21 protein-coding genes and 1 tRNA gene are annotated in these 24,762 nt (G+C 69.0%); 9 read left to right on the top strand and 13 right to left on the bottom strand.

The window, feature by feature from the left end:
* The first annotated feature begins 1 nt into the window (after position 1).
* Entirely contained in the window at positions 2–871 is an 870-nt protein-coding gene (locus FB390_RS05790; protein ID WP_141808023.1) for a rhomboid family intramembrane serine protease, read from the top strand.
* Between the two features lie 79 nt (positions 872–950).
* Here FB390_RS05790 and FB390_RS05785 read toward each other — a convergent pair whose 3' ends face one another.
* Together FB390_RS05785 and crgA are read right to left on the bottom strand one after the other, a co-directional pair.
* On the bottom strand, positions 951–1,394 hold the full coding sequence (locus FB390_RS05785) for a PH domain-containing protein (protein ID WP_246123874.1): 444 nt from the start codon (positions 1,392–1,394) through the stop codon (positions 951–953).
* 112 nt (positions 1,395–1,506) lie between these two features.
* The gene (crgA, locus tag FB390_RS05780) at positions 1,507–1,770 is read right to left on the bottom strand and encodes a cell division protein CrgA (RefSeq protein WP_141808021.1); all 264 of its coding nucleotides are present in this window, start codon (positions 1,768–1,770) and stop codon (positions 1,507–1,509) included.
* Between the two features lie 197 nt (positions 1,771–1,967).
* Here crgA and FB390_RS05775 point away from each other — a divergent pair, with 197 nt between their 5' ends.
* The 3 genes from FB390_RS05775 to FB390_RS05765 are packed head-to-tail and all read left to right on the top strand — an operon-like array spanning position 1,968 to position 3,793.
* Positions 1,968–2,612, top strand: coding sequence for an aminodeoxychorismate/anthranilate synthase component II (locus FB390_RS05775; RefSeq protein ID WP_141808020.1), 645 nt, complete (start codon positions 1,968–1,970; stop codon positions 2,610–2,612).
* Positions 2,609–3,295, top strand: coding sequence for a RibD family protein (locus FB390_RS05770; RefSeq protein WP_141808019.1), 687 nt, complete (start codon positions 2,609–2,611; stop codon positions 3,293–3,295). The genes FB390_RS05775 and FB390_RS05770 overlap by 4 nt, the downstream gene beginning before the upstream one ends.
* Positions 3,296–3,328: 33 nt before the next feature.
* On the top strand, positions 3,329–3,793 hold the full coding sequence (locus FB390_RS05765; RefSeq protein ID WP_141808018.1) for a deaminase: 465 nt from the start codon (positions 3,329–3,331) through the stop codon (positions 3,791–3,793).
* Between the two features lie 138 nt (positions 3,794–3,931).
* Here the strand turns inward: FB390_RS05765 and FB390_RS05760 are convergent, their stop codons facing one another.
* The 8 genes from FB390_RS05760 to FB390_RS05725 all read right to left on the bottom strand — a co-directional run bounded on the left by FB390_RS05760 (position 3,932) and on the right by FB390_RS05725 (position 14,433).
* Positions 3,932–4,351, bottom strand: a complete 420-nt coding sequence (locus tag FB390_RS05760) for a CBS domain-containing protein (RefSeq protein WP_141808017.1) — start codon at positions 4,349–4,351, stop codon at positions 3,932–3,934.
* A gap of 113 nt (positions 4,352–4,464) precedes the next feature.
* On the bottom strand, positions 4,465–6,372 hold the full coding sequence (pknB, locus tag FB390_RS05755) for a Stk1 family PASTA domain-containing Ser/Thr kinase (RefSeq protein WP_141808016.1): 1,908 nt from the start codon (positions 6,370–6,372) through the stop codon (positions 4,465–4,467).
* Positions 6,369–7,877 (bottom strand): protein kinase domain-containing protein, encoded by a 1,509-nt coding sequence (locus tag FB390_RS05750; RefSeq protein WP_141808015.1) that lies wholly within the window; start codon positions 7,875–7,877, stop codon positions 6,369–6,371. Before FB390_RS05750 ends, pknB begins: the two co-directional genes overlap by 4 nt.
* Positions 7,878–7,914: 37 nt before the next feature.
* On the bottom strand, positions 7,915–9,381 hold the full coding sequence (locus FB390_RS05745) for a peptidoglycan D,D-transpeptidase FtsI family protein (protein WP_141808014.1): 1,467 nt from the start codon (positions 9,379–9,381) through the stop codon (positions 7,915–7,917).
* Positions 9,378–10,850 (bottom strand): FtsW/RodA/SpoVE family cell cycle protein, encoded by a 1,473-nt coding sequence (locus FB390_RS05740; RefSeq protein ID WP_141808013.1) that lies wholly within the window; start codon positions 10,848–10,850, stop codon positions 9,378–9,380. The genes FB390_RS05745 and FB390_RS05740 overlap by 4 nt, the downstream gene beginning before the upstream one ends.
* Positions 10,850–12,352, bottom strand: coding sequence for a PP2C family protein-serine/threonine phosphatase (locus tag FB390_RS05735; RefSeq protein ID WP_141808012.1), 1,503 nt, complete (start codon positions 12,350–12,352; stop codon positions 10,850–10,852). The genes FB390_RS05740 and FB390_RS05735 overlap by 1 nt, the downstream gene beginning before the upstream one ends.
* Positions 12,349–12,816 carry an FHA domain-containing protein FhaB/FipA gene (locus FB390_RS05730; RefSeq protein WP_067786390.1) on the bottom strand — a complete coding sequence of 156 codons (468 nt, stop codon included), beginning with the start codon at positions 12,814–12,816 and terminating at the stop codon, positions 12,349–12,351. The genes FB390_RS05735 and FB390_RS05730 overlap by 4 nt, the downstream gene beginning before the upstream one ends.
* 204 nt (positions 12,817–13,020) lie before the next feature.
* Positions 13,021–14,433, bottom strand: a complete 1,413-nt coding sequence (locus FB390_RS05725; protein ID WP_141808011.1) for an FHA domain-containing protein — start codon at positions 14,431–14,433, stop codon at positions 13,021–13,023.
* Between the two features lie 236 nt (positions 14,434–14,669).
* Between FB390_RS05725 and FB390_RS05720 the strand changes: the two genes are divergently transcribed.
* The 3 genes from FB390_RS05720 (at position 14,670) to FB390_RS05710 (ending at position 17,496) form a co-directional block, all read left to right on the top strand.
* Positions 14,670–14,752: transfer RNA gene (locus FB390_RS05720), tRNA-Leu, on the top strand.
* Positions 14,753–15,251: 499 nt separating this feature from the next.
* Entirely contained in the window at positions 15,252–16,019 is a 768-nt protein-coding gene (locus tag FB390_RS05715; protein ID WP_141808010.1) for an SDR family NAD(P)-dependent oxidoreductase, read from the top strand.
* A 46-nt stretch (positions 16,020–16,065) separates the two neighbouring features.
* The gene (locus FB390_RS05710; protein WP_141808009.1) at positions 16,066–17,496 is read left to right on the top strand and encodes a hypothetical protein; all 1,431 of its coding nucleotides are present in this window, start codon (positions 16,066–16,068) and stop codon (positions 17,494–17,496) included.
* Between the two features lie 291 nt (positions 17,497–17,787).
* Here the strand turns inward: FB390_RS05710 and FB390_RS05705 are convergent, their stop codons facing one another.
* Entirely contained in the window at positions 17,788–18,483 is a 696-nt protein-coding gene (locus FB390_RS05705) for a TetR/AcrR family transcriptional regulator (RefSeq protein WP_246123873.1), read from the bottom strand.
* Between the two features lie 40 nt (positions 18,484–18,523).
* On the opposite strand from FB390_RS05705, the gene FB390_RS05700 reads away from it, so the two are divergent.
* Positions 18,524–20,704 (top strand): MMPL family transporter, encoded by a 2,181-nt coding sequence (locus FB390_RS05700; RefSeq protein WP_246123872.1) that lies wholly within the window; start codon positions 18,524–18,526, stop codon positions 20,702–20,704.
* A gap of 755 nt (positions 20,705–21,459) precedes the next feature.
* On the opposite strand, the gene FB390_RS05695 is transcribed toward FB390_RS05700, so the two are convergent.
* A complete protein-coding gene (locus FB390_RS05695) occupies positions 21,460–22,488 on the bottom strand; it encodes a stage II sporulation protein M (protein WP_141808007.1) in 1,029 nt (342 codons plus the stop codon).
* A gap of 44 nt (positions 22,489–22,532) precedes the next feature.
* Here FB390_RS05695 and FB390_RS05690 point away from each other — a divergent pair, with 44 nt between their 5' ends.
* Positions 22,533–23,309, top strand: a complete 777-nt coding sequence (locus FB390_RS05690; protein ID WP_141808006.1) for an RDD family protein — start codon at positions 22,533–22,535, stop codon at positions 23,307–23,309.
* Between the two features lie 164 nt (positions 23,310–23,473).
* Here the strand turns inward: FB390_RS05690 and FB390_RS05685 are convergent, their stop codons facing one another.
* Positions 23,474–24,760 (bottom strand): DUF58 domain-containing protein, encoded by a 1,287-nt coding sequence (locus tag FB390_RS05685; RefSeq protein ID WP_141808005.1) that lies wholly within the window; start codon positions 24,758–24,760, stop codon positions 23,474–23,476.
* Between the last annotated feature and the right edge of the window lie 2 nt (positions 24,761–24,762).

The raw sequence follows: 24,762 nt of genomic DNA, 5'->3' as shown, positions 1-24,762 counted from the left end.
GATGAATCCTCAGCCGCCCGCACCGACGTGCGCCCGCCATCCGAATCGTCCGACCGGCCTGGCGTGCACACGCTGCGGGCGGCCCGCATGCCCGGACTGCCTACGGCCCGCCGCGGTCGGGCAGCACTGCGTCGACTGCGTGCGCGCGGCGGGCACCCAGGTCCGTCCGGTCCGCACGGTCGCGGGCGCGCCGGTCGCCTCCTCGACCACTCCGCTGGTGACATACGGGCTGATCGGGTTGAACGTGCTGTTCTACGCGATCACCGCGGTTCAGGCGAGCAGCCTCGCCGACAACTACCGGTCCAGCCTCTTCCTGCGTTGGGCGTTGATTCCGCAGCTGGTGGCCGACGGTGAGTGGTTCCGGGTGATCGGCTCCGGCTTCCTGCACTGGGGGCCGCTGCACCTGGCGCTGAACATGTTCGCGCTCTACATCGTCGGCATCCAGCTCGAGCCGTTCCTCGGACGGACCCGGATGCTCGCCATCTATATGGTCGCGTTGGTCGGCGGTTCGGCGGGCGGGATGCTGCTCGAGCCGGTGAACACCGTCGGGGCCGGTGCGTCCGGCGCGGTCTACGGGATGTTCGGCGCGGTCGCGGTGCTGTTGATCCGGCTCCGGATGAACGCCACCCAGATTCTGGTGATCATCGCCATCAACGTGCTGCTCAGCCTCTCGCTGCCCGGGGTATCGCTGTGGGTGCACCTCGGTGGACTCGTCGCGGGCACGCTGGCCACGATGGGAGTGCTGTTCCTGCCGCAGTGGGTGCGCGCGAAATCGCCTGAGTCGGCACGCACCATCGGCTGGGCGGCCATCGGCGCGGTCGGCGCGGTCTCGGTCGCGCTCATCGGCGTCGCGGCGGCGATGCTGTCCTGAGCCGGTTTTCGGCTCGCTTCACGTGAAACATTCGCTGCCACAGACGGAAATGCGGAGGTACTGGCCGGAGCGGATGCGCCTAATCCCTGGGCAGGTACGCGAGCCGGTGCGCGACGAGCGCTTCGAAGACATCCTGCGGCGCGGTGCCGAGATCCCAACGGCCGAAGATCAACAGCCGTTCCTGCCCCTCGTGCTCGACGTCGATCTCGAGCATCGGCGACTTGCGCCCCAGGCGGCGGTAGCTCACCACCCGCGCTTTGACGATCTGCTCGGGCCGGTACTCGGCCGGTCCGAGCAGACCGCGCACCACCAGGCGCGGATCGGCGCCGGTCTGGATGGACAGGCGCGGTCGCTGGCGAAAACCGAGGCCGGCCAAGGCGAGCAGGCCCGCCGCGGCCAAGCCGATGAGCAGCCGGCTCGCGGCATCCGCGGCGAAGAACGCGGCGCCGGCGAGGATCACACCACCGACGGCCACCGCGACGAGCGCGGGGGTGGGCGTGGTCCACGAGAGGCGCGGTTCCACAGAGGGGAATTCAGGGTTCAAGCGGCACTCTCCCCAATCGGTCCTCGAGTTGTCCACAGGGTCATCCACAGGTGTGCATGAATGACACGTCTGTAATCCCGAAGGAAGTGGATCAGCGCCACCGCATGGTCATGATCAGGCCGACGACCATGAGCCCGAAGCCGATCAGGAAGTTCCAGGCGTTGAGGTCGTTCATCCAGCTGATCTGCTCGGCCGCCAGGTAGTAGACCAGCAGCCAGAGCAGGCCGGCCAGCATGAAGCCGAGCATGATCGCGACGTACCAGACCGGCGACGGGCCCGCCTTCACCTTCACCGGGATCCGGCTGGCGGGGTTGATCGTGTAGTCGGTCTTCTTACGGACCTTCGACTTGGGCATGACGTCCTCGTATTCGGCGTGCAGGTCGGTACCGGCGGCTGATTCAGTTGACTGTCTGCCGAGCGACTCCGTCCGGCCGTTCCGGCGACAGCGCGGACGGCCCGGGCGAGGCTCGGCGGCCCTCCGGTGTTCCTCCTAGGCTATCCCAACAGGTAATGGATGCGACGGCCTCCCGCGTCGCCACGTAATCTCGAACCATGCGTGTACTGGTCGTCGACAATTACGACAGCTTCGTCTTCAACCTGGTTCAGTATCTCGGCCAGCTGGGAGCCGAGGCCGTCGTCTGGCGCAACGACGATCCGCAACTGGCCGATGTGGACGCCGCGATCGCCGACTACGACGGCATTCTGATCAGTCCCGGCCCCGGCACCCCCGATCGGGCCGGTGCGAGCATCGACCTCGTGCACGCCTGCGCCCGCAGCAGCACGCCGTTGCTCGGCGTCTGCCTCGGTCACCAGGCGATCGGCGAGGCCTTCGGCGCGACCGTCACCCGGGCGCCCGAACTGCTGCACGGCAAGACCAGCTCGGTGTACCACCTCGGTGCGGGCGTGCTGGCCGGTTTGCCCGACCCGTTCACCGCGACCAGGTACCACTCGCTCACCGTGCTCGAGGACACCGTGCCCGAGGACATCGAGGTGCTCGGCCGCACCGAATCCGGGATCGTGATGGCCATGCGCCACCGCACCCTGCCGATCCACGGCGTGCAGTTCCATCCGGAATCGGTGCTCACCCAGGGCGGGCACCGGATGCTGGCGAACTGGCTCGAGGTCTGCGGTGAGCGGCCCGCCGAGGGTCTGGTGGAGATGCTCGAGGCGGAGGTCGCGGCACTGGTGTTGCAGTGACCAGGCCGTACGTACTGCTCTCGGTGGCGGTCAGCCTCGACGGCTACATCGATGACGCCGGTCCCGAGCGACTGCTGCTCTCGGACGCGGCGGATTTCGACCGAGTCGACCGGGTGCGCGCCGAGTCCGACGCGATCCTGGTCGGCGCCGAGACGCTGCGCCGCGACAACCCCCGGCTGCTGGTCGACAGCGCCGAGCGCCGGGCGGCGCGGGTGGCGGCGGGCAAGCCGGAGTTCCCGCTCAAGGTGACCGTCACCGCGCGCGGCGACCTGGACCGAGAGCTGAACTTCTGGCACCACGGCGGGGCGAAGATCGTCTACACGACCGACTCCGGCGCGGCGCGGCTCGCCGATCGGCTGGTCGGCATCGCCGACGTGGTCGCCCTCGGCGCGGAACTCGACTTCGGGGCGCTGCTGGACGATCTCGGCCGCCGCGGTGTCGGACGTCTGATGGTCGAGGGCGGCACCGGGATGCACACAGCGTTCCTGTCCGCCGATCTGGCCGATGAACTGCACCTGGCCGTCGCGCCGATCGTCGTCGGCGATTCCGGCGCGCCGCGGTTCCTCGCCGACGCCCGATTCCCCGGCGGACCGGCCCGTCGCAGGACGCTCGCCGCGGTCGAGCGAGTCGGCGACATGGCCGTGCTGCGCTACCTCCTCCGTCCCGAGGCCGTGGACTCGTGAGCCGGAGCCCGACGCGATCGTGGAGGTGGTTCGATGCCCGCTGACCAGGCAACGGCCGACGAGCGTTTCATGCGCAGGGCCATCGAACTCGCGCGCCAGTGCCCACCGAGCGACACCGCGTTCTCGGTCGGCGCGATCGTCGTGGCCGACGGCGCGGAGATCGCGACGGGATATTCGCGGGAGACCGACGAGAAGGTGCACGCCGAGGAATCCGCGCTGAACAAGCTGGCCGCCGACGATCCGCGGCTGGCGAGGGCGACGATCTACAGCACCCTCGAGCCGTGCTCGCAGCGCGCGACGGCGACCCGGCCACCCTGTACCGATCGCATCCTGCGCGCCGGGATCGGGCGCGTCGTCATCGCCTGGCGCGAGCCGACGACCTTCGTGGTGAACTGCGTCGGGGTGGAGAAGCTACGGCAGCACGGCGTCGAGGTGGTCGAACTGCCGAATCTGGCCGACGAGGCCATGTCGATGAATCGGCACCTGGATCTCTCGTAGCACGCCGCCACCGTGCCGTCGTCGAGGGCGGCCGGATTCTTCGAGCGATGGTCGGAACGGCTTTCCGTCCCGCCGCCCGGGAGTCTGCGGCTCCGGACGACGGGCGTACCTCCGCTTCGGCGGCAGGCGGCTACCGGGTCACGGCCGGCCGTAGACCGCCGTCACGAATTCGCTGAGCTGGTTGTCGTCGAGGTGCCTGGCGAGATCGGCCTCGCTGATCATGCCGATCAGCCGCTTGTTCTCGATCACCGGCATGCGCTTGATGCGATGGCTCTCCATCTCCTCGAGCACTTCCTCGACATCGGCGTCGGCCGAGACCCACCGCGGGGTCGCCTCGCACAGTTCCTCCGCACGGGTGTTGGCCGGTGCACGGCCCTGGGCCACGCACTTCACCACGATGTCGCGGTCGGTGATGATGCCGCACATCCGTTCGTTCTCGTCCGCGATGACGAGGGATCCGACGCCGAGCTCGGCCATCATGCGCGCCGCCTTGCCGACCGTCTCGTCCTTGGATATCCACTGAGCGCCGGGCTTCATGATGTCCCTGGCAGTGGTCATGGGGCTGCCTCCTGTTCCATGCTGATTGCTGGGTTCGGATGGAGCAGCATCATTCTCGCGCCGATCACACCGACCGGTCGCCTCTTTCCGATAACGATCGGACCTGGGCCGGATCAGGGTGGGCCGAGCACTCCGGTGGTGATGGTGATCGTGCTGGTCTTGGAGATCGACGAACCGGCCGACGGCTGCTGGCTGATGATCCGCCCGACGCTGCCCGCGTCGAAGGTGCCGGTGGTGTTCTGGTTGATCTGGCTGGTGCTGCCGGTCCACCCGGCCTGGCGCAGCTTCTCCACCGCCTGCGACGGCGTCAGACCGACCACGGACGGCATGCTGATCTGATCGCCGCTGGACACCTGGACCGTCACCGTCGAGCCCTTGTCGGCGTTGGTGCCGCCCGCCGGGCTGGTCGCGATGACCTCACCCTTCGGCTTGGAGGACTGCACCTCCTCGATGACGATCTTGAAACCGGCACTGTCCACCAGGTTCGGCTGGGCCACGCTGATGTCCTGCCCGACCAGGCTCGGCACCCGGACCTTCTCCGGACCCTTGCCGAGCCAGACCACGATCGCCTGGTCCACGTCGACCCGCGCGCCCGCCGAAGGCTCGGTGCCGATCACCTTGTCCAGATCCTGGGCGCTGGACTCCTTGCGCACCACATTCGGATCCATTCGCAGGCCGACCGAGTTGAGCTCCTGCTCGGCCTGCTGCACGGTCAGTCCGTCCAGCCGCGGCACCTGCACCTGATCGGGCCCGCTGGAGACCTGCACGGTGACCGTGCTGCCCTCATCGATGCGGGAACCGCCGAGCGGCTGGGTCGCGATGACATTGCCGTCGGCCACCTTGCTGTCCGGCTTCTGCTGGATGGCCACCGTGAAGCCGAGCTTCTGCAGCGCGTCCTGCGCCTGCGCGAGCGACTTGTTCGACAGGTCGGGCACAGCGACCTGATCCGGCTTGCTTCCCGGACCGATCAGCACCCAGAACAGCGCGAACACCACGGCGAGCGCGGCGGCCGCGCCGAGCGCGAGGTAGGCGGTGCGGCGCGAGCCACCCGGTTCGGCGGGTTCCTGCTCGGCGGTGTCGTCGTTGCGTTCGACGGTGCGGAAGCTGCGCGGCGCCGGCTCGTTGGCGCCGAAGACGGTGGTGCGATCCTCGTCGGTCATCACCATGGGCGCGCTCGGCTTCTGGCCGCCGAGGACTCGGATCAGGTCCGCGCGCATCTCCGCGGCGGTCTGGTACCGGTTGGCCGGGTTCTTGCTCATCGCCTTGAGCACCACGGAATCCAGCTCGCGCGGCACGCCCGAGTGCACGTGTGAGGGAAGCCTCGGGTCCTCGCGCACGTGCTGATAGGCGACGGCGATCGGGGAGTCACCCGTGAAAGGCGGTTCGCCCGTGAGGATCTCGAAGAGCACGCAGCCCACCGAGTACACGTCCGAGCGAGCGTCGACGGTCTCGCCGCGCGCCTGCTCGGGCGAAAGATATTGCGCGGTACCGATAACGGCCGCGGTCTGGGTCATCGGGTTGGAGCTGTCGGCCAGCGCGCGGGCGATGCCGAAGTCCATCACCTTCACCGCGCCTGCCCGGTTGATCATGATGTTCGCGGGCTTCATGTCGCGATGCACGATCCCGGCCTTGTGGCTGAAATCCAGTGCGGCGCAGACGTCCGCGATGATCTCCATCGCGCGCCGCGGCGGCAGCGGACCCTTGCCGCGCACGATGTCGCGCAGCGTCTCGCCGTCCACGTACTCCATGACGATGTAGGGCAGCGGGCCGCCGTCCACCTCGGCCTCGCCAGTGTCGTAGACCGCGACGATGGCCGGATGGTTCAGCGCGGCCGCGTTCTGCGCCTCACGCTTGAAGCGCAGGTAGAACGTGGGGTCGCGGGCCAGATCGGCGCGCAACACCTTGATCGCCACATCCCGGCTCAGCCGCAGATCGCGCGCCTTGTGAACCTCCGACATACCGCCGAAGCCGATGATCTCGCCCAGCTCGTAGCGGGAAGAGAGATTCTTCGGGGTCGTCATCGTTGTCCTTGTGAAGGAGTAGCGGGCGCGCTGCGAGTGTTACCGGGGCCCGAAGCACCGGGATTCTCCGGAAATGGTAAGTCGAAAGTCGGGAACAGGGTGCGGGTGGTGCTCGGACTCGTAGTCTTGCTCGTCTTCGTCGTGGTCGGCGCGGTGGTGCTCGGCGGCGCCGTCGTCGTGGGTTCCGGAGTCGTCGTCGGCGGCTCGGTGGTGGTCGGCGACGGCTCGTCGGACGTGACCGGCGGCGGGGGCGGCACGTACCTGGTGGTCGTCTGCGGCGCCGTCGTGGTGACCTGCGCGGGCGGCGGGGCCACCGACGAGCTGACCGGCTCGCGCGTGGGGTCCGGGTTGGTGTCGCCGCCGAACAACAGCCAGATCGCCGCGCCGCCGAGCAGCACCGCGCCGGCGCCGAGACCGGCCAGCGCCTTCTGCGTCGTGGTCCACGGTCGCTTGCCGGGCGGCTGATCGGGCGATCCGCCCGTGTTCATCATGGTCGCGGGACCGCTCGCCGCCGCGCCGCCGATGGCAGCGGCCGCGGGCGTGCTGTACCGCACGGTCGGCCCGTCGGCCTGACCCGCGGGCAGGATGACGGTCGGTCCGGGCGGCAGCACCCGGGTCGCGCCCGCGGTGAGCGGCCCGGCGGCGGAACCCGCGCTCAGCGGCGGCGGAGGACGGTGACCCGCGCGCACAGCGGCCACCGCGTCGGCGAACTCGCCGCCGGTGGCGTAGCGCAGGTTCGGGTCCTTGGCCATCGTGATCTCGATGAGCTCGCGGACGTTGGGCGGTAGATCCTCCGGCATCGGCGGCGGGTTCTCGCGCACATGCTTCATCGCGACCGTGATCGCGCCGTCGCCGCTGAACGGCCGCGTCCCGGCCAGCGCCTCGTAACCCACCACGCCGAGCGAGTACACGTCACTGGCGGCGGTCGCGTCCTCGCCGACGGCCTGCTCCGGCGCGATGTACTGCGCGGTGCCCATCACCATGCCGGTCTTGGTCACGGGGCTGGCGTCGACGGCCTTGGCGATGCCGAAGTCGGTGATCTTCACCTGACCGGTCGGCGTCACCAGGATGTTGCCCGGCTTCACGTCCCGGTGCACCACGCCCGCGGCATGGGCGACATCGAGCGCGCGGCCGGTCTGCTCGAGCATGTCGAGGCCCTGTAGCACCGACAGCCTGCCCATGCGGTTGAGCACGGTGTTGAGCGGCTCGCCCTGCACCAGCTCCATGACCAGGTAGGCGGTCTCGCCCGCGCTCGGGTCGTAGGTCTCGCCGTAGTCGTAGATGCCCGCGATCCCGGAGTGGTTCAGCTGCGCGGTGGTCTTGGCCTCCGTGCGGAACCGGTGCCGGAAGGTCGGGTCGGCGGAGAACTCCGCCTTGAGCACCTTCACCGCGACCCGGCGGTCCAGGCGGGTGTCCAGCGCCTCCCAGACCTGACCCATGCCGCCGGTGGCGATCAGACGTTGCAGGCGGTAGCGATCGGCGATCATCGCACCGTTGTTCAGCATCGGGGCCCCCGAACTTCAACTCGCTCGTTCATATCGTTCAGCCCCCCTGCAGACCGGCGTCGAGCACGGCCCTGGCAATGGGTGCGGCCACCGAACCGCCGGTGGCTGCCAGCGCCCGATCCCCGCCGTTCTCCACGATCACCGCGATGGCGATCTTGGGGTTCTGCGCGGGCGCGAAGGCGATGTACCAGGCATGCGGCGGCGTATTGCGTGGGTTGCTGCCGTGCTCGGCGGTTCCGGTCTTGGACGCGATCGTGTATCGGGACTGGCGTGATCCGACGGTGTTCTCCTCGGAGGCGACCATCAAGGTGGTCAGCTGAGACGCTACCTGGGCGCTCACCGCCTGTCCGACCGAGACCGGCTTCGTCTTGGACAACACGCTCAGATCCGGCCCCTGCGTCTGGTCTACCAGGTACGGCTCCATCCGAACCCCGCCGTTGGCGATGGTCGCGGCGATCACCGCGTTGTCCAGGGGGGTGAGCGCCACGTCGCGCTGACCGATGCTGCTCTGGCCGAGCGCGGCGTTGTCGCCGATGGTGCCGACGGTGCTCTCCGCGACCGGGATCGGGATGCCGCGGTGCGGGCCGATGCCGAACGCGGCGGCCTCGTCCTTCAGGTTCGCGGCGCCCACCTTGATGCCGAGCTCGACGAACGCGGTGTTGCAGGACAGCCGGAACGCCTCGGTCAACGACGCCGTCGGACCTGAACCGCAGTTCGAGCCGTTGTAGTTCTCCAGCGTGGTGCTCGTCCCGGGCAGGGTGATGTTGGGCGCGGCGGTGAACTGGTCGTCCGGCGTCGCGACGCCGTTGGCGAGCGCGGCCGCGGTGACCACCACCTTGAACGTCGAGCCGGGCGGATAGGTCTGCGAGACCGCCCGGTTCAGCATCGGCTGGTCCGGATCCCGGGTCAGCGTCTCCCAGGCCCGCGTCGTCGCGGCGCCGTCGTGCCCCGCCAGCAGGTTCGGGTCGTAGCTCGGGGTGGACACCATGGTCAGGATCTTGCCGGTGCTCGGCTCGATGGCCACCACCGAGCCGGTGTACCCCTTGGCGGTGAGCTGCTCGTAGGCGACCTGCTGCATCACCGGGTTCAGGGTGGTCAGCACGTTGCCGCCGCGCGGATCGCGGCCGGAGACCAGGTCGACGAGACGGCGACCGAACAGCTGGCTGTCGGAGCCGTTGAGCACCTGGTCCTCGGAGCGCTCGAGTCCGGCGCTGCCGTACTGGATCGAGTAGAAGCCGGTCGCCGGCGCGTACGCCTGCGGGTCGGTCGGGTAGGTGCGCAGGTACTTGTAGCGATCGTCGGTCTCGATCGAGCTGGCCAGCACCGTGCCGCCCGCCGAGATCTGGCCGCGCTGGCGCGAGTACTCGTCGAGCAGCACGCGCGAGTTGCGCGGATCGCTTCGATAGTCGTCGGCCTTGATGACCTGCACGTAGGTGGCGTTGGCCAGCAGCGCGACGACCATGACCATCACCGCGACCGCGACCCGCCGTAGTGGAGTGTTCATTCCTGCGGCCTCGATTCCGAGCGGCGCAGCAGCTCGGTCGGTGCGTCCGCGATCGGCGCCGGGTCCTTCTTGCGCGCGGGCGCCGGTGCGCGAGCCGCGTCGGAGACCTTGATCAGCAGCGCGAGCAACGCGTAGTTGGCCAAGAGCGAGGAACCGCCGTACGACATGAACGGCGTGGTGAGACCGGTCAGCGGGATCAGCTTGGTGACGCCGCCGACCACGACGAACAGCTGGACGGCGATGGTGAACGAGAGCCCGGCCGCCAGCAGCTTGCCGAAGCTGTCGCGCACGGCGAGCGCGGTGCGCAGACCGCGCACCACGAAGACCAAGAACAGGATCAGCACCGCGGTGAGCCCGATCAGGCCCAGCTCCTCACCGATGGTGGTGACGATGAAGTCGGTGTTGGCGAACGGCACCTGGTTCGGCCGCCCGCTGCCGAGGCCGGTGCCCGCGAGCCCGCCGGTGGCAAGGCCGAACAGCGACTGCGAGATCTGGTAACCGGTGTTGTGGTAATCCGCGAACGGGTCGAGCCAGGTGTTGGTGCGCACCCGCACGTGGCTGAACGCCTGGTAGGCGAACACGAATCCGACGACGAGCAGGCTGCCGCCGATGATCAGCCAGCCCACCCGCTCGGTCGCGATGTAGAGCATCACGAGCACCGTGCTGAAGATCAGCAGTGAGGTGCCGAGGTCCTTCTCGAAGACGAGCACCGCGATGCACACCACCCAGACCACCAGGATCGGGCCGAGGTCGCGGGCGCGCGGGAACTCCATGCCGAGCATGTGCCGTCCGGCGGTGGTGAACAGGTCGCGCTTGGCGACGAGCACCGAGGCGAAGAAGATGATCAGCAGGATCTTGGCGAACTCGCCGGGCTGCACGCTGAAGCCGGGCAGCCTGATCCAGATCTTCGAACCGTTGGTCTCCGAGTACGCGCTCGGCAGCAGCGCCGGAATCATCAGCGCGACCAGCCCGACCAAGCCGAGCGTGTAGCTGTAGCGAGCCAGCGTGCGGTAATCGCGCAGGACGATCAGCAGCGTGACGAAGACCACCATGCCGAGCGCGGTCCACAGGATCTGCTGGTTGGCGTCGGGGGAGGGGATCGGGTCGGAATTGAACTTCGCGTTCTGCGCCGCGCCGAGATCGAGGCGGTGGATCAGCACCAGGCCCAGACCGTTGAGCAGCGCGACGATCGGCAGCAGCAGCGGATCGGCGAACGGCGCGAACCGGCGCACGGCCAGGTGCGCGATGCCGAACAGAGCGAGGAAGGCGAGGCCGTACTTGGCGATGTCCCAGGTGACGGACTGTTCCTGGCTGGCCTCGACGAGGAACAGCGAGACGGTCGTGATCAGCGCGGCGAACGCGAGCAGAAGCAGTTCGGCGTTGCGTCTGGTGGACGGAGGCGGTGCTGGAGCGAACCCGCCCGGGGGACTCGGGAAGGCCCCCGCGGACGGTGGTGCCGGTGCGGACATCAGTCCGTCACCCGGCAGTTCTCCCCCGAGATCTGGGGGTTCGGCGCCGGGGTCGTCGTCGGCGCCTGCTCCACCTTCGTTGGCGGGTTGGCGTCGGTGCCCCTGGTGTCACCCGGGTCGGTGGTCGGTGCGGGGTTCGGCGTGGTGGTCGGCGCGACCGGAACCGGCGCGGGCTCGCCGGGCGGCACGACACCGGGCTGCGGCACGCCGGGCTGCGGCGGCGGGGTCGTTTCCCGTGCCGGGCACGGCGGCAGCAGCTCCTGCTGGGCGAGCAGCCGCATCTGCTCCTCGGCCTTGCCGAGGGAACCGGGCGGCAGGCCCGCGTTGACCTTGTCGCGACCGGTCTGCTCGAGATCGCTGACCCGCAGCTGGCGGCAGCCGGAGGGCAGATCCGATCCGGACTTGACGATGGTCAGGTCTCCACCGCGGTCGACGCAGCCGACCGTGTCCACGTCGTGGATCGAATACCCGAGCACCGAACCCGGCAGCCCGCGCATGATCACGACCTGGCCGTTGTCCGCGCCCACGTAGTAGTTGTTGCGGATCATCTTGTAGCCGACCAGCAGACCGACGGCGACGGCGACCACCAGCGCGACCGCGAGCAGGATCCAACGCAGCCGATGCGATTTGCTCGGCGGCGGCGGTTCCGGTGCGGCGGCCCGGCGTGGCGGTGCGGCGCGCGGCGGACGCATGGCCGCGGCGCGACCGGCGGCGGTGTTCGGCGGCGGGGTGTCCTCGTCCTGACCGGAGGCCGCGCCCGCCACGATCGGGTGGCTCTGGCCGTAGTCCAGATCGATGACGTCGGCCACCACCACGGTGACGTTGTCGGGACCGCCGCTGCGCAGCGCGAGTTCGATCAGGCGGTCGGCGCACTCGTCCGTGCTGCCCTCGCGCATGGTGTTGGCGATGGTCTCGTCGCTCACCACGTCGGAGAGACCGTCCGAGCAGAGCAGATAGCGGTCGCCGGCGCGGGCCTCGCGCATGATCAGCGTCGGCTCGATCTCGTTGCCGGTGAGGGCGCGCATGATCAGCGAACGCTGCGGGTGGGTGTGCGCCTGCTCGGGCGTGATCCGGCCCTCGTCCACCAGCGACTGGACGAAGGTGTCGTCGCGGGTGATCTGCGCGAGCTCGCCGCCGCGCAACAGGTAGGCGCGCGAGTCGCCGATGTGCACCAGCCCGAGCTTCTTGCCCGCGAACAGGATCGCGGTGAGCGTGGTGCCCATGCCGTCGAGCTCGGGCTCCTCCTCGACCTGATCGGCGATGGCGGCGTTGCCCGACCGCGTCGCCGCGTCGAGCTTGCCGAGCAGATCGTCGCCGGGCTCGTCGTCGTCGAGATGCGCCAGCGCGGCGATCATCAACTGCGACGCGACCTCACCCGCCGCGTGCCCGCCCATGCCGTCGGCCAGCGCGAGCAGGCGGGCGCCCGCGTAGACGGAATCTTCGTTGTTGCCTCGGACCAGACCGCGGTCGCTGCGCGCTGCGTAGCGGAGAACGAGTGTCACGATCGGAGCTCGATCACTGTTTTGCCGACACGGACGGGAGTGCCGAGCGGAACCCGCACGGCGGTGGTGACCTTCGCGCGGTCCAGGTAGGTGCCGTTGGTCGAGCCGAGGTCTTCGACGTACCAGTCGTCACCACGCGGGGACAGCCGTGCGTGTCGGGTGGAGGCGTAATCATCGGTGAGCACCAGCGTCGAATCGTCCGCACGCCCGATCAGCACCGGTTGGGTGCCGAGTGAGATGCGGGTGCCGGCGAGTGAACCTTGAGTCACCACAAGATATTTGGCGCCCTTCTGGCCTCGGCTGAAGGAAGGCAGCACCGCGGAACCGCGTGCGGCCCTGGGCTGGATCCGTATGCCGGATGCCGCGTAGATGTCGCTGCGCAAGGTCCGCAGTACCGCCCACACGAACAGCCACAACAGCAGCAGGAACCCCGCACGGGTCAATTGCAGGATCAGTCCCTGCACGGCGTTCCACCTCCTGTTCGGCCGTAGGTATGTCGGTGCCGTAGGTGCGGTTCGACCCACCCCCACGGCCTGCCGGGCTTGCCGGCCCCGGTTTCGGGGCCGCGCGCGTTGGCAGCATCATAGGGCCGTCAGTCGATTCCGATCACGATACGACCGACTAAACCGTGAGAGCCATGTCGTGACCTGCACCGCGAGCTTACGGGATCAGACGATACGGATGAGGATCTCGGAATGCCCGGCGCGGATCACATCACCGTCCGCGAGCTGCCAATCCTGGACCGGAGAGCCGTTGACCAGCGTGCCGTTCGTCGATCCGAGATCGGAAAGCATGGCAGTCTGACCGTCCCAGCGGACCTCGATGTGGCGGCGCGAGACACCGGTGTCGGGCAGCCGGAAGTGCGCGTCCTGACCGCGGCCGATGATGTTGCTGCCCTCGCGCAGCTGGTACGTGCGGCCGCTGCCGTCGTCCAGCTGGAGGGTGGCCGAGTAGCCGGAGCCCGCGGCGGCGCCACCGCTGTACGACGGCGCGGCGTAGCCCGCCTGCTGGCCGCCGTAGCCGGACTGTTGCGAGTAGGCCTGGCCGTAGCCCGCCTGCTCCTCGGAACCGTAGCTCTGGTCGGCGTAACCCGGCTCGCCGTAACCGGGCTCCGCGTAGCCCTGCTGGCCGTAGCCCGGCTGACCGGCGTAGCTCTGCTGGCCGTACCCCTGGTCGGCGTAGCCCTGGTCACCGTAGCCCTGCTGCTGGCCGTAGCCCTGCTGACCGTAACCCTGTTCGCCGTAGCCGCCGCCCTGCTGGCCGTAGCCGGGCTCCTGGTAGCCCTGCGAGCCGTAGCCCTGGTCGCCGAAACCTTGCTGGCCGTAGCCGCCGCGCTCGCCGTAGCCCTGCTGGCCGTACCCCTGATCGGCGTACCCGCCCTGCTGGCCGTAACCCTGGCCGCCCTGCTGGTAGTCGTAGCCGTTCTGGTAGTCGCCGTACGCCTGCTGCGCATCCGGCGCCTGGTACTCGGAGGCGCCGTACGGCGCGGCGCCGCGCCCGTACTCGTCGCGGTACGCACCGTTCTGGGGACCACCGGCCCGCCCGCTTGGCGGAGGTGCGTACCCGCGATTGCGTGGATCGGACTCCGCGGGCTCACGGCTCGGGTCGTAGCCAGAGTTCTGCGTCATGGGGCCAGCTCCTGGTTGCGGGTTTGCAGGTCGTTGTGGCGTGGGTTCCGGGCTTCGAGCGGGTGCAGCTCGACGGCCGACGTCCGGATCGACGCGGCCGCTCGCCCTGAACTGTCCGGTGTGCAGCGTAGGTGATGCCTCGAACGCTACGTGTACTTCGCCATAGGTCTGCCACCCTTGATCACGGATGTAGTCCTGGAGATGCTTGGCGAACGCGCGGGTCGTGAGGTCGTGATCGGCGTCCAGTTGCTGGTGGTCGGAAGAGTTGATGGTGATCACATAGCTGTTCGGAGCCAGCAGGTGACCACCGCCCACGTCTTGGACGTGATCGGCGGCCTCTTGCTGCAGCGCCGCCTCCACCTCCTGGGGCACGACGCTGCCCCCGAAGACCCGGGCGAACACATCACCGACGGCGCCCTGCAGGCGACGCTCGAACCGCGAAACGATGCCCATCTCGGCCTCCCTTCGGTGAGCGTCTTCCTATGTCATTCCCAGCTTCATAACAACGACACACGCGCATGGCGTGTCGTCCGACGAACACGTTCATTGCATGATATCCACGATCCTCCACACCTGTAACTCTTGGAAATCCCAGGAGGTTCCCCTGATGCTCATCACGCATCACAAGCCCCACTGAGCAGCCGATTTCGTTTCTCGACCGGCCGCGTGATAGTGTTCCGGAGTCGCTCGGGCGAGTGGCGGAATGGCAGACGCGCTGGCTTCAGGTGCCAGTGTCCTTCGGGACGTGGGGGTTCAAGTCCCCCTTCGCCCACGCTTCACTCGATGAGAGGCCCATGCCCACTAAGGGCGTGGGCCTCTTCTCGTTCTCGCGTGTTTTGTGGGGGCGCAGCCCCCACGCCCCGCCCGGAGGGGCTTCGCCCCCCCGGACCCCCCGTTTGAGGTGTGCCGAGTGGGCGCTATTTGGTAGGTACCGAGTGGGGCGTTCGTATCGAGGGTCGCTACTTGGTAGGTACCGAGTGGGGCCTTGGGGCGGTGGGTGCGGGACATGGTGGGTGGCGGGAGTCGTACTCCGTTTTGTCGCGTCTTCGATTGGTGTTGTCGTCGGGTCTTCGAGTGTTGGACCAGGGGTTTTGCGGGCCGTGAGTCGTTGCGTGCTGGATGGGGTGGGCTGTGGCGCGGGGGTTCGTGGCCTTATCTATATGTGTGTGTTGCGCGACGGGGGGGATTTGGAACCGGTTGCAGAGAGGGTTACCGGAAATATGGTGGCGGGATGGGTTGATTCCTTGTAGGAACCTGTTCTAATTTTGGGCATGCGTAGATACGAGGGTCGTCGGGTTGTCGTCACCGGAGCTGGGTCGGGGATCGGGCAGGGGATCGCACTGCGGCTGCTCGACGAGGGGGCGCAACTGGTGGGGGTGGACATCGATCGGGCGGGGTTGGATGTCACCGCGGAGAAGGCGGGGGATGTGGGGGAGCGGTTTCGGGCCGTCGAGGTGAACATCGCCGATGTGGAGTCGGTGCGGGCGGGGACGGCGGCGGCGCTCGAGTTTCTCGGGGGGCTGGACGTGCTGGTGAACGCGGCGGGGATTCTGCGGCCTGCTCGGACGCACGAGATGCCGTTGGACGCGTGGAATCAGGTCATCACGGTCAATCTGACCGGAACCTTCCTGATGACGCAGGCCGCGCTGCCCGCGCTGGTGGAGTCGGGGCACGGGGTGGTGGTCAACCTGTCGTCGACCGCGGCCTACAGTGCGGCTCCTTATCTCGCGGCGTACGCCGCGTCGAAGGGCGGGGTCAGCGCGTTCACGCATTCGATCGCGCTCGAATACGCCAAGCAGGGGTTGCGCGCGGTGAACATCGTGCCGGCGGGCATCACCAGTGGCATCACCACCAAGTCGATCCTGGATCAGCCGGAGGGCGTGGACTACAGCCTGTTCGCGCGGCTGACGGGGTGGCTCAACGGCGGCGCGCTCGGCACGCCGGAGGACATCGCGGGCGTTGTCGCGATGGTCGCCTCCGACGACGGCCGCTATATGACCGGCACCGAGATTCGCATCGACGGCGGCGCGTTGATGTGAGCGGACCATCGCGATGCCGTACGCGCAGTCCGATTTCGTAACCTCCATGGGCAGTACCTCTCGCACGCGTTCCCTCGCGGTGCTCGCCGCTTGTGTTCTGGCGCTGGGATCGCCGGGACAGGCGCAGGCGGCGGAGCAGTGGGGGCCGCTCGCGCCGCCGAACCCGCATCTCGGGCCGCACGGCACGTCGACCATGCACGGTGACGCCGGTTCCTCGGACGCCACTCCGCTCGCTGGGCCCGGGCCCGGTCTGCGCGGGGTCGGCTCCTATCCGCTGGCGGCCGCGTGCCCGACCTTGTTGCAGGGCTCCGACGGGCTCGTCGTCGCGCTCTGCACCGCCATCGCCGGGCGAGCTCCGACGGTGCATCTGCTCGATCCGGGCGCCGGGCCGGTGGGGCACTCGCTCGCCTCCCTTGAACTGGCCAAGGGCAGCCTGCTCGGCGGCGTGTACGCCTACCTCGACAACGCCGATCGCCTGGTGGTGGTCGACGGTGATCGCGCGCTGCTACGCGTCGCGCACGCCAAGGACTCGCAGGGCAAGTGGCAGCTGCGCGTCGACACCCGCACCGATCTCTCCGGCGCGATACCGGCGGACGACAATGTGACCGGCCTGGTGCCGGACTGGTCGGGCAATGTCTGGTTCGCCACCGGCAAAGGTCTCGTCGGCCTGGTGACGCCCGCGGGCGCCACGCAGACGACGTCGCTGCCCACCGGTGAGCTGGTCGCCAACAGCATCTCGGCGGCTCCCAGCGGACGGATCGCCGTGGCGACCACGCACGCGCTCTACGAACTGCGCGCCGACGCGGCCGGGCGGCCGGAGGTCATCTGGCGCGCGACCTACGACCGCGGCTCCGCGCGCAAACCGGGACAGCTGAGCTGGGGCACCGGCTCCACGCCGACCTACTTCGGCCCGCGCACCGGCGCCGACTACTTGACCATCGTCGACAACGCCGACGGTCAGGTGCGGGTGCTCGTCTACGCCTCGGGCACCGGACAGCTGGTCTGTTCGCAGCCGGTGCTGACGAAGGGCGGTGCGGGCAGCGAGAATTCGCCGATCGGCATCGGCAGATCGGTGTTCGTGGCGAGCACCTACGGCTACCCGTATCCCGCGGTACCGGAGGACGCGGGCCCGGCGGTGCCGCCGAGCGCGCCGTTCGTCGGCGGGATGACCCGCGTGGACGTCGATGACGCGGGCGGTTGTCGGACGGTGTGGGAGAACACCGTGCGCAGCGCCGCGGTCCCGCACCTGTCCACCGCGGACGGCTTCGTCTACACGGTGACCCGGCGCGGGCTCGACGTCACGACACCGCTGGACGGCTACGCGTTCACCGTCATCGATCCCGGCACCGGCGCGGTGGTATCGAACTCTCCGCTGCCCGGCACGATCGTGGACGACCCGCTCCAGATGTCGCCGCTCGTCACCACCAGCGGCCGGGTGCTGCAAGGCACGGTTACCGGCGTTTTGCGAGTCGGCTGACACCCTCGCGCGAGCCTGTGGATATCCACGGCCTTCCTGTGGAAAACGTGTGCGGCGCAGGGTTGTGCGGCGGGCTGTGGACAACCTCGACCGCCGCACGTGAAAGTCCTTGCGCCCCAGCACGAAAGCATCGTCAGCACCCGTTGCACGCCCTATTCAGGCTGGTAGACGAAAGATTTTCGAAGCGCCGAGCCGATGAGCAGCCTGTGGATACCCGGGCGGGAACACGAAACCAAGCCCGCTCACAACGGCAGCCGCGCGTTTATCCACAGGCTGTGCGCACCGCGGTGCTCAGCCCGCCGCGTCCGGCATTGCCGCGTCCCGTTTACCGCCCCGGATCCGCTCGGCGTTCGGCCCCGTCGCGAGTCCGCGCTCGACGACCACGAGGGTGCGCGCGATCGCCAGATCCCTCGCCTCCGGATCCTGCTCGGGCACAGCCCGCTCGATGAGCAGCGAAGCCATGCCGTGCACCGCCGACCACGCCGCGAACTCGGCGTACGGCCGGTCCTCGGGATCGGTGAAGCCGATCTCGACGAGCTCGTCCAGCAGCCGTGAGAGCAGGTCGAAGGCGGGGGAGTTCCAGTTCTCCGGGCCCTCTTGCTCGCTGTTGCAGAACGCGGTGCGGAACAGGCCGGGCTCGCGCAGCGCGAAGACGATATAGCCGCGCCCGACCGCGAACAGCCGGGTCACCGCGTCGGCGTCGGGCGGGAATGTCCGGATGGTCTCGGACATCGCGTCGAACAGGGTCTGCTGTGCCTGCTCCTGCGCGGCGCCGAGCAACTGCTCGTGATTGGTGAAGTGCCGATAGGCGGCGGTGGGCGTGACGCCGACCCGGCGCGCGGCGGCCCGCACGGTGACCGCCTCCGGTCCACCCGTCTCGGCGAGTTCGGCGGCCGCGCGCACCAGGGCATTGCGCAGGTCGCCGTGGTGATAGGGCCCGTCCCGATCGGATTTCGTCATCTTCTCGATGTTGACACCCGCACACATCGATGGCAAGTTAACGCCCATAAAGTTTACGCATGCCAACATGCTCGACTGGAGGCTCGACATGTTCGAACGACTCGGCCGCTTCGTGGCCCGACACGCCCGCTGGATACTCGTGGCGAGCGTGCTCGCCCTGATCGCGGGCGGCGCGCTCGGCGTCACCGCGTTCAGCAAGATGCAACCCGGCGGGCAGGAGGACCCGAACGCGGAATCCAGCACCGCCACCGCCCAACTCGCCGACGAGTTCGGCGCCGACACCGACTACGTCTTCCTGATCCGCCCCGAGCAGGGCGACGTCGACGCCGAGGTCACCGCGGGATTCGGCAGGGAACTCGCGCGCAGGCTGGCCGCCGACGACCGGCTCACCAACGTCGTCTCGTACTGGGACACCGGCTCTCCGTCGATGCGGTCGGCGGACGGCACGGCCGCGGTCGTCCTGGCGGGTGGCGCCGACCAGGACCCGACGAGGGAGACCGAGATCGCCGAGCGGATCGTCGCCGAATATCGCTCGGACGGGCCGGTCGCCGACGTCCAGGTCGGCGGCACGAACGCGATCTTCCACGCGATCACCGAACAGATCGGCAAGGATCTCGGCATCGCCGAAGGCATCGCGGTGCCGCTCATCCTCGCGCTGCTCGTGCTCGCCTTCGGCAATGTGGTCGCCGCGCTGCTCACGATGGTGGTCGGCGGCGTCGCGATCCTCGGTACCTTCACCGAGCTCTCGATCCTCGGCTCGGTGACGGACGTGTCGGTCTACGCGGTGAACCTGACGACCGCGCTCGGCCTCGGCCTCGCCGTCGACTACGGGTTGCTCATGGTCAGCCGTTTCCGGGAGCGGCGCGCGGCGGGCGCGGCGTCCGACGACGCGGTGGTTGGCGCGGTCGCCACGGCCGGGCGCACCATCGTGTTCAGCGCGGCGACCGTCGCGGCGGCGCTCTCCTCGCTGGTGATCTTCCCGCAGTACTTCCTGCGCTCGTTCGCCTACGCGGGCATCGGCGTGGTCGCCATCTCGGCGGCGGCCGCCGTGATCACGCTGCCCGCGCTGCTCGTCGCGCTCGGCGCCAAGGCCGACGCGTGGAAAGTGCCCGGCGTGCGCGGCATCCAGGGTGACGCGGCGCCGTTCTGGGCGGGCGTCGCCGGCTTCGCGATGCGGCGGCCGTTGCTCACCGGAGCCCCGGTGGTGGCGGCGCTGCTGCTCGCGGCGGCTCCGCTGCTGAACGTCCAGTTCGGCACGCCCGACGATCGTGTGTTGCCGACGACCACCGAGGTTCGCCAGGTCGGCGACGCGCTGCGCGAGGATTTCGGCGGCGGCGACACCAACGCCCTTTCGGTGGTCACCACCTCCGGCGTGGCGGCGGGCCCGCTCGCCGAGTACGCGGCGGCGCTCTCGCGAGTGCCGCACGTCACCCAAGTGGATTCCAGCGCGGGCACTTTCGTGCGGGGCGAACGCACCGTGAGTTCACCCGCGGACGTCCGGTTCGCCAAGCCGGACGCGCAACGACTCACCGTGCTCACCGATCTCGACCGCAACTCGGCCGAGGCGCGCGAACTGGTCGACCGGGTGCGCGACGTGCCGGCGCCCGCGACGGCGCTGGTCGGCGGTCAGGTGGCCGAACTGCGCGACAGTCTGGCCTCGATCGGGTCACGGCTGCCGGTGGCGGTGGCGTGGATCGTGCTCACCACCTTCGTGTTGCTCTTCCTGTTCACCGGCAGCATCGTGCAGCCGCTGCGGGCGCTGTTGTCGAACGTACTGAGCCTCGCGGCCACGCTCGGATTGATGGTCTTCGTCTTCCAGGACGGGCACCTGTCCGGTCTGCTCGGCTTCACGCCCGCGCCGCTGGACGTGTCGATGCTGCTGCTGTTGTTCTGCATCACCTTCGGGTTGTCCATGGACTACGAGGTTTTCGTGGTCAGCCGGATCAAGGAGATGCACGACAAGGGCGCGTCCACCCGGGACGCCGTCGTCGAAGGGCTCGCGCGCACGGGCCGGCTGGTCACCACGGCGGCCGCGCTGATCTCGATCAGCTTCCTCGCGTTCGTCACCAGCGACGTGCGGTTCATCCAGTTCTTCGGGCTCGGCGCCGGTTTGGCCATCCTGATAGACGCCACGCTGGTGCGCGGTGTGCTGGTCCCGGTGGCGATGCGGCTGCTCGGTCCGGCGGCTTGGTTCGCGCCGCGACCGCTGCGGCTGGTGCACGCGCGGCTCGGTCTCGCGGAAGCGTGATCCAGGCCACTTTATTCGATGCCGACTAGAGCGTCCGGCCGAGTTGCTGAGCTCGGCCGGACGCTGTCGTTTCAATACCGTAAACCAGCGCCGTCCTCGGCTTTTGCCCCGCTGAGCGAGATGGTGAGGCGAAGATCACACGGGCGCTTTCGGTTGCGGTTTCGGTGCTGGGGTATGGCCCGATGTTCGGGCTCGGGCGGGCAATTGCGCGTCTGGCAATCATTCGACTGGGCTTGATGCGTGTACACCGTATGCCGTCCCGGCGGGGTGAGAATCTTGTTTATTCGGCCATAAACAGACTTGGAGTCGCTTTTTGCTTCAAGAACATGTGGCAACCTGAAAAAGAGTTGACAAAACGCCTGGTAGCTGCCCCAGGTGGACTACATACCGATGCGCGAGAGCCGCTTCGGCTAACCATTACGTAGCCAATTGTTCGGTTCGTGGACGGGTTTCAGTAGTGGTTTTCAACTTCGCTTCGGAGGATCGTGGAAGACTCGAAATCCGACCGTCCGAGCGTCAGCCACGAGTTAGCTGTCGGTGTGAAAAACCGTGTGGTCAGAGGGGTTTGCTGGCGCGCTGCTTTATACGCGCGACACGGGCGCGGAGGGTTGCGCGGGCATAACGATTGTGTAGAGTTGACGGCAACGCTGGCCGCAGCTCGAGCACGACTCGCTGCGGCCAGCGGAACTCAAATGGGGGATATCGCAACCGATCCGTGACACGGCGTTGCTGCCGATTGTCCGAAGCCTTTCCAGTCAGCGTGTGCCCGGGGTTGTCTGCCACCGTTCCGCCGGAGTGATCGGCTCCGCTCGTTCGATCGGCGCGCTCGCCGCCGCGTCCTGTGCGAGCGCCGCGCGGCGGCCCGCGCCGAACACGTACGCGAAGAACAACGCCTCCGCCGCGAAGCCGATCCCGATCCGCACCGGCGCCGGAAGCGGGCTCGGCGTCACGAAACCCTCCAGCAGACCCGAAACGAACAGCACGCCGACCAGGCCCAGCGCGATCGTCGCGGTGGCCCTGCCTTGCCGCGCGACCGCTTCTATCCGGCTCAGCCGACCGGGATCGACCAGCGTCCAGCCCAGCTTCAGTCCCGCGCCGCCCGCGACGAAAACCGCGGTCAGCTCCAGGGTTCCGTGCGGGAGGATGAAGCCGAAGAACGAATCGAGCCGATCGGCCTCGGCCATCAAACCGGCGGTGATGCCGACGTTCAACGCGTTCATGAAGAGCAGATACACCGCGGGCAGGATCAGCACGCCGGTGAACAGCGCGATCGCCGCCACCCACGCGTTGTTGGTCCACACCTGCGCGGCGAACGCGTCGTTCGGGTGTTCGGTGTAGTACGTCTCGAACGCGCCGCCCGGCGCGGTGATCGCGGAATTGTCGCCGCTGATGCCGAGCAGCTCGCGGGCGCGGCCCGAGCCCTCGATCCAGATCGCCAGCCCGGCCGTGACCGCCACGAACAGCGCGGCCACCGAAGCCCACCACGGCCACGCGCGGTAGACGGCGGCCGGGAAGCGGTGGGTGAAGAAATGGGCGATCTCGCCCCACGTGTCCGCCTTGGTGCCGAGCACCCGTCCGCGCGCCCTGGCGAGGAGGGCGCTGAGCCCGGCGATCAGTTCCGGGTCGGGGCTGTGCGATTGCAACCGGGCCAGCTGCTGGGAGGTTCGCCGGTACAGCGCCACCAGTTCGTCGGACTCGGCGCCCGTCAGTTTGCGCCTGCGGGACAGCTGGTCGAGCCGGTCCCAGGACCGCCGGTGCGCGTAACTGTATGCGTCTACGTCCATATCGGTTGCCTCCCACTACCGCCGGTCGCAAGAATGCTATCGAGATGGCTGAGTTCACCACCGGCGAAGCGGTCGCCCTCGAGCTTCCGATCGCGCGGATACCGACGCGCGCCACCGCGTTCCTCATCGACCTGGTGGCGCAACTGACGCTCGGCGTGCTGCTGATGGCGCTGGCGGGTCTCGTCCTCGTGCGCGCGGACGCCGACTCGGCGTGGGTGGACGCGATCATGCTGGCGACGGTCGTCGTGGTGCTCGTCGGCTACCCGGTGGCGTGGGAGACGCTCAGCCGCGGCCGGTCGCTCGGCAAGCTGGCGCTCGGGCTTCGGGTGGTGCGCACCGACGGCGGACCCGTCGATTTCCGGCACGCCATGACGCGCGGACTGGCGGGCGCCATCGTCGACTTCTGGATGCTCGGCGGTTTCGGCGCGATCGCGGTGATCACCTCGATGTGTTCGCCGAACGCCCGCCGCGTCGGTGACGTGCTCGCGGGCACCGTCGTCGTGCACGCCCAGCGCGGCCTGCCCGCGCCCGCATTGGCTTTCGCGCCGCCTTGGCTGGCGGGTTGGGCCGCCCGCCTCGACCTCTCCGGCATCCCGGAAGATCTGGCCCTCGCCATCCGCCAGTACCTGACCCGGCTGCGCACCCTGACCCCTGCCGCCGAGGCGAGTCTCGGCCACGCGCTCGTCGCCGCACTCTGCGCACAGCTGCGCGTGCCCCCGCCCCAGGGTTATCCGCCGGTGCAGATCCTCGGCGCCATCGTGGCTGAACGTCAACGTCGCGCCCTCACCCCGCCCACACCCGGCTTGGTCCGCGTCGCGTAGGTGTTTTCGCGCGCGACTTGCCCGCGCTGAGTCTCGTCGGCGTCGCGTACCCGCGCCACGCACGCCCACGCCGCTCGTCCGCATCACGGGGCCGCATTCGCCCCAGCAGGCCGAGTTGACGACTCGCAGGACTTCCCCGCGGAGGCGTGTGCGAAGTCCAAAACTCACAGGGAGCCGGACTGTTTGAGTTCGAGGTATTCGTCGGCCAGGGCTTCGGGGAGGCGGTCCGGGGGTGCGGAGACCACCGCGATGCCCTTGCGGCGCAAGGATTCCTGGACGAGGGCACGTTCGGCGAGGACGGTTTCCGCGGCGGCCGCGGCGTAGACGTCGTCGCGGGTGGTGGCGGCCGCGGCGATGTCGGGGTCGATCACCGAGACGATGAGGACGCGGTGGCGGTGCGCGAGCGCGGGCAGTACCGGGAGCAGGTTCTCCTCGACGGCGGCGCCGTCCAGGCTGGTGAACCAGACCACCAGGCTGCGGCGGCGGGCGCGTTCGATGGTGGCGCGCACCAAGCCCGCGCTGTCGGTGTCGACCAGCGCCGGTGTGACGCCCGCCAGCGCGTGCATGAGCTGGAGTTGCAGGCGGTTGCCGCGCACGCCGCGCACCTCGGTGCGCACGGTGCGGTCGTAGGCGAGCAGGTCGACGCCGTCGCCCGCCGCCGCGGCCAATCCGCCGAGCAGCAGCGCGGCCTCGATGGCGGCGTCCAGGCGGGTGCCCTCGCCGACCCGGCCCGCACTGACCCGGCCGGTGTCGAGCAGCATCAGCACGTGCCGGTTGCGCTCGGGGCGCCACGTGCGCACCAGCACGTCGGTGGCGCGTGCGGTGGCGCGCCAGTCGATGACGCGCACGTCGTCGCCGGCGACGTACTCGCGGAACGAATCGAATTCGCTGCCTTGGCCGCGCGTGTTGGCGACGTTGCGTCCTTCGAGGTGTTGCAGCCGCTTCACTTTCGAGCGCATCAGCCGCTCGCTGCGGAACGCGGGCAACGCGCGCACCCGGGCGGGCACGGTGCGCCTGGTCTGCCTGCCCGCCAAGCCGAGCGGGCCGAGCAGCCGCAGCGTCACCGGACCCGCGACCCGATCGCCGCGATACACCGGACGCAGCGAGGTCCGCAGCCGGACCTTGGTGTTGGGCGCGAGTTCCAGGGTGTGCCTTCGGTTCTCGGTGCGCGCGCTGCGCGGCCAGTCGTCCCAGAGCACACCTCGCACGGTCCGCGCGCCGGTGTTCACGACGGTGAGCTCCACCTCGGCGGTGCGGCCTTGGCGCACGACGGTCAATTCCGGCCTGGTCGAAGTCAGGTCGCGCGCCGCGCCGGCCGCGGCCAGGTCGACGAGTACCGCGACCGTGAGCACCGCGCACGCCAGTGCGACCCCGTACCAGGACGGCAGCACGACCGCCACGAACAACCCGAGCAGCGCGGCGGCGGCGACCAGACGACCGGTGACGACCACGG

It is taken from the genome of Nocardia bhagyanarayanae (assembly GCF_006716565.1).
Taxonomy (GTDB): Bacteria; Actinomycetota; Actinomycetes; order Mycobacteriales; family Mycobacteriaceae; genus Nocardia; species Nocardia bhagyanarayanae.
This window is presented reverse-complemented; position numbering and strand designations above follow the sequence as displayed.

What these genes read in the sequence shown, in the direction of transcription:
- FB390_RS05750 (WP_141808015.1), bottom strand. Translation starts at nt 7,877, where the DNA reads ATGCTGAACAACGGTGCGATGATCGCCGATCGCTACCGCCTGCAACGT.
- FB390_RS05760 (WP_141808017.1), bottom strand. Translation starts at nt 4,351, where the DNA reads ATGACCACTGCCAGGGACATCATGAAGCCCGGCGCTCAGTGGATATCC.
- FB390_RS05695 (WP_141808007.1), bottom strand. Translation starts at nt 22,488, where the DNA reads ATGGACGTAGACGCATACAGTTACGCGCACCGGCGGTCCTGGGACCGG.
- FB390_RS05690 (WP_141808006.1), top strand. Translation starts at nt 22,533, where the DNA reads ATGGCTGAGTTCACCACCGGCGAAGCGGTCGCCCTCGAGCTTCCGATC.
- FB390_RS05775 (WP_141808020.1), top strand. Translation starts at nt 1,968, where the DNA reads ATGCGTGTACTGGTCGTCGACAATTACGACAGCTTCGTCTTCAACCTG.
- FB390_RS05710 (WP_141808009.1), top strand. Translation starts at nt 16,066, where the DNA reads ATGGGCAGTACCTCTCGCACGCGTTCCCTCGCGGTGCTCGCCGCTTGT.
- crgA (WP_141808021.1), bottom strand. Translation starts at nt 1,770, where the DNA reads ATGCCCAAGTCGAAGGTCCGTAAGAAGACCGACTACACGATCAACCCC.
- pknB (WP_141808016.1), bottom strand. Translation starts at nt 6,372, where the DNA reads ATGACGACCCCGAAGAATCTCTCTTCCCGCTACGAGCTGGGCGAGATC.
- FB390_RS05765 (WP_141808018.1), top strand. Translation starts at nt 3,329, where the DNA reads ATGCCCGCTGACCAGGCAACGGCCGACGAGCGTTTCATGCGCAGGGCC.
- FB390_RS05705 (WP_246123873.1), bottom strand. Translation starts at nt 18,483, where the DNA reads ATGTGTGCGGGTGTCAACATCGAGAAGATGACGAAATCCGATCGGGAC.
- FB390_RS05725 (WP_141808011.1), bottom strand. Translation starts at nt 14,433, where the DNA reads ATGGGCATCGTTTCGCGGTTCGAGCGTCGCCTGCAGGGCGCCGTCGGT.
- FB390_RS05790 (WP_141808023.1), top strand. Translation starts at nt 2, where the DNA reads ATGAATCCTCAGCCGCCCGCACCGACGTGCGCCCGCCATCCGAATCGT.
- FB390_RS05700 (WP_246123872.1), top strand. Translation starts at nt 18,524, where the DNA reads ATGCTCGACTGGAGGCTCGACATGTTCGAACGACTCGGCCGCTTCGTG.
- FB390_RS05715 (WP_141808010.1), top strand. Translation starts at nt 15,252, where the DNA reads ATGCGTAGATACGAGGGTCGTCGGGTTGTCGTCACCGGAGCTGGGTCG.
- FB390_RS05745 (WP_141808014.1), bottom strand. Translation starts at nt 9,381, where the DNA reads ATGAACACTCCACTACGGCGGGTCGCGGTCGCGGTGATGGTCATGGTC.
- FB390_RS05740 (WP_141808013.1), bottom strand. Translation starts at nt 10,850, where the DNA reads ATGTCCGCACCGGCACCACCGTCCGCGGGGGCCTTCCCGAGTCCCCCG.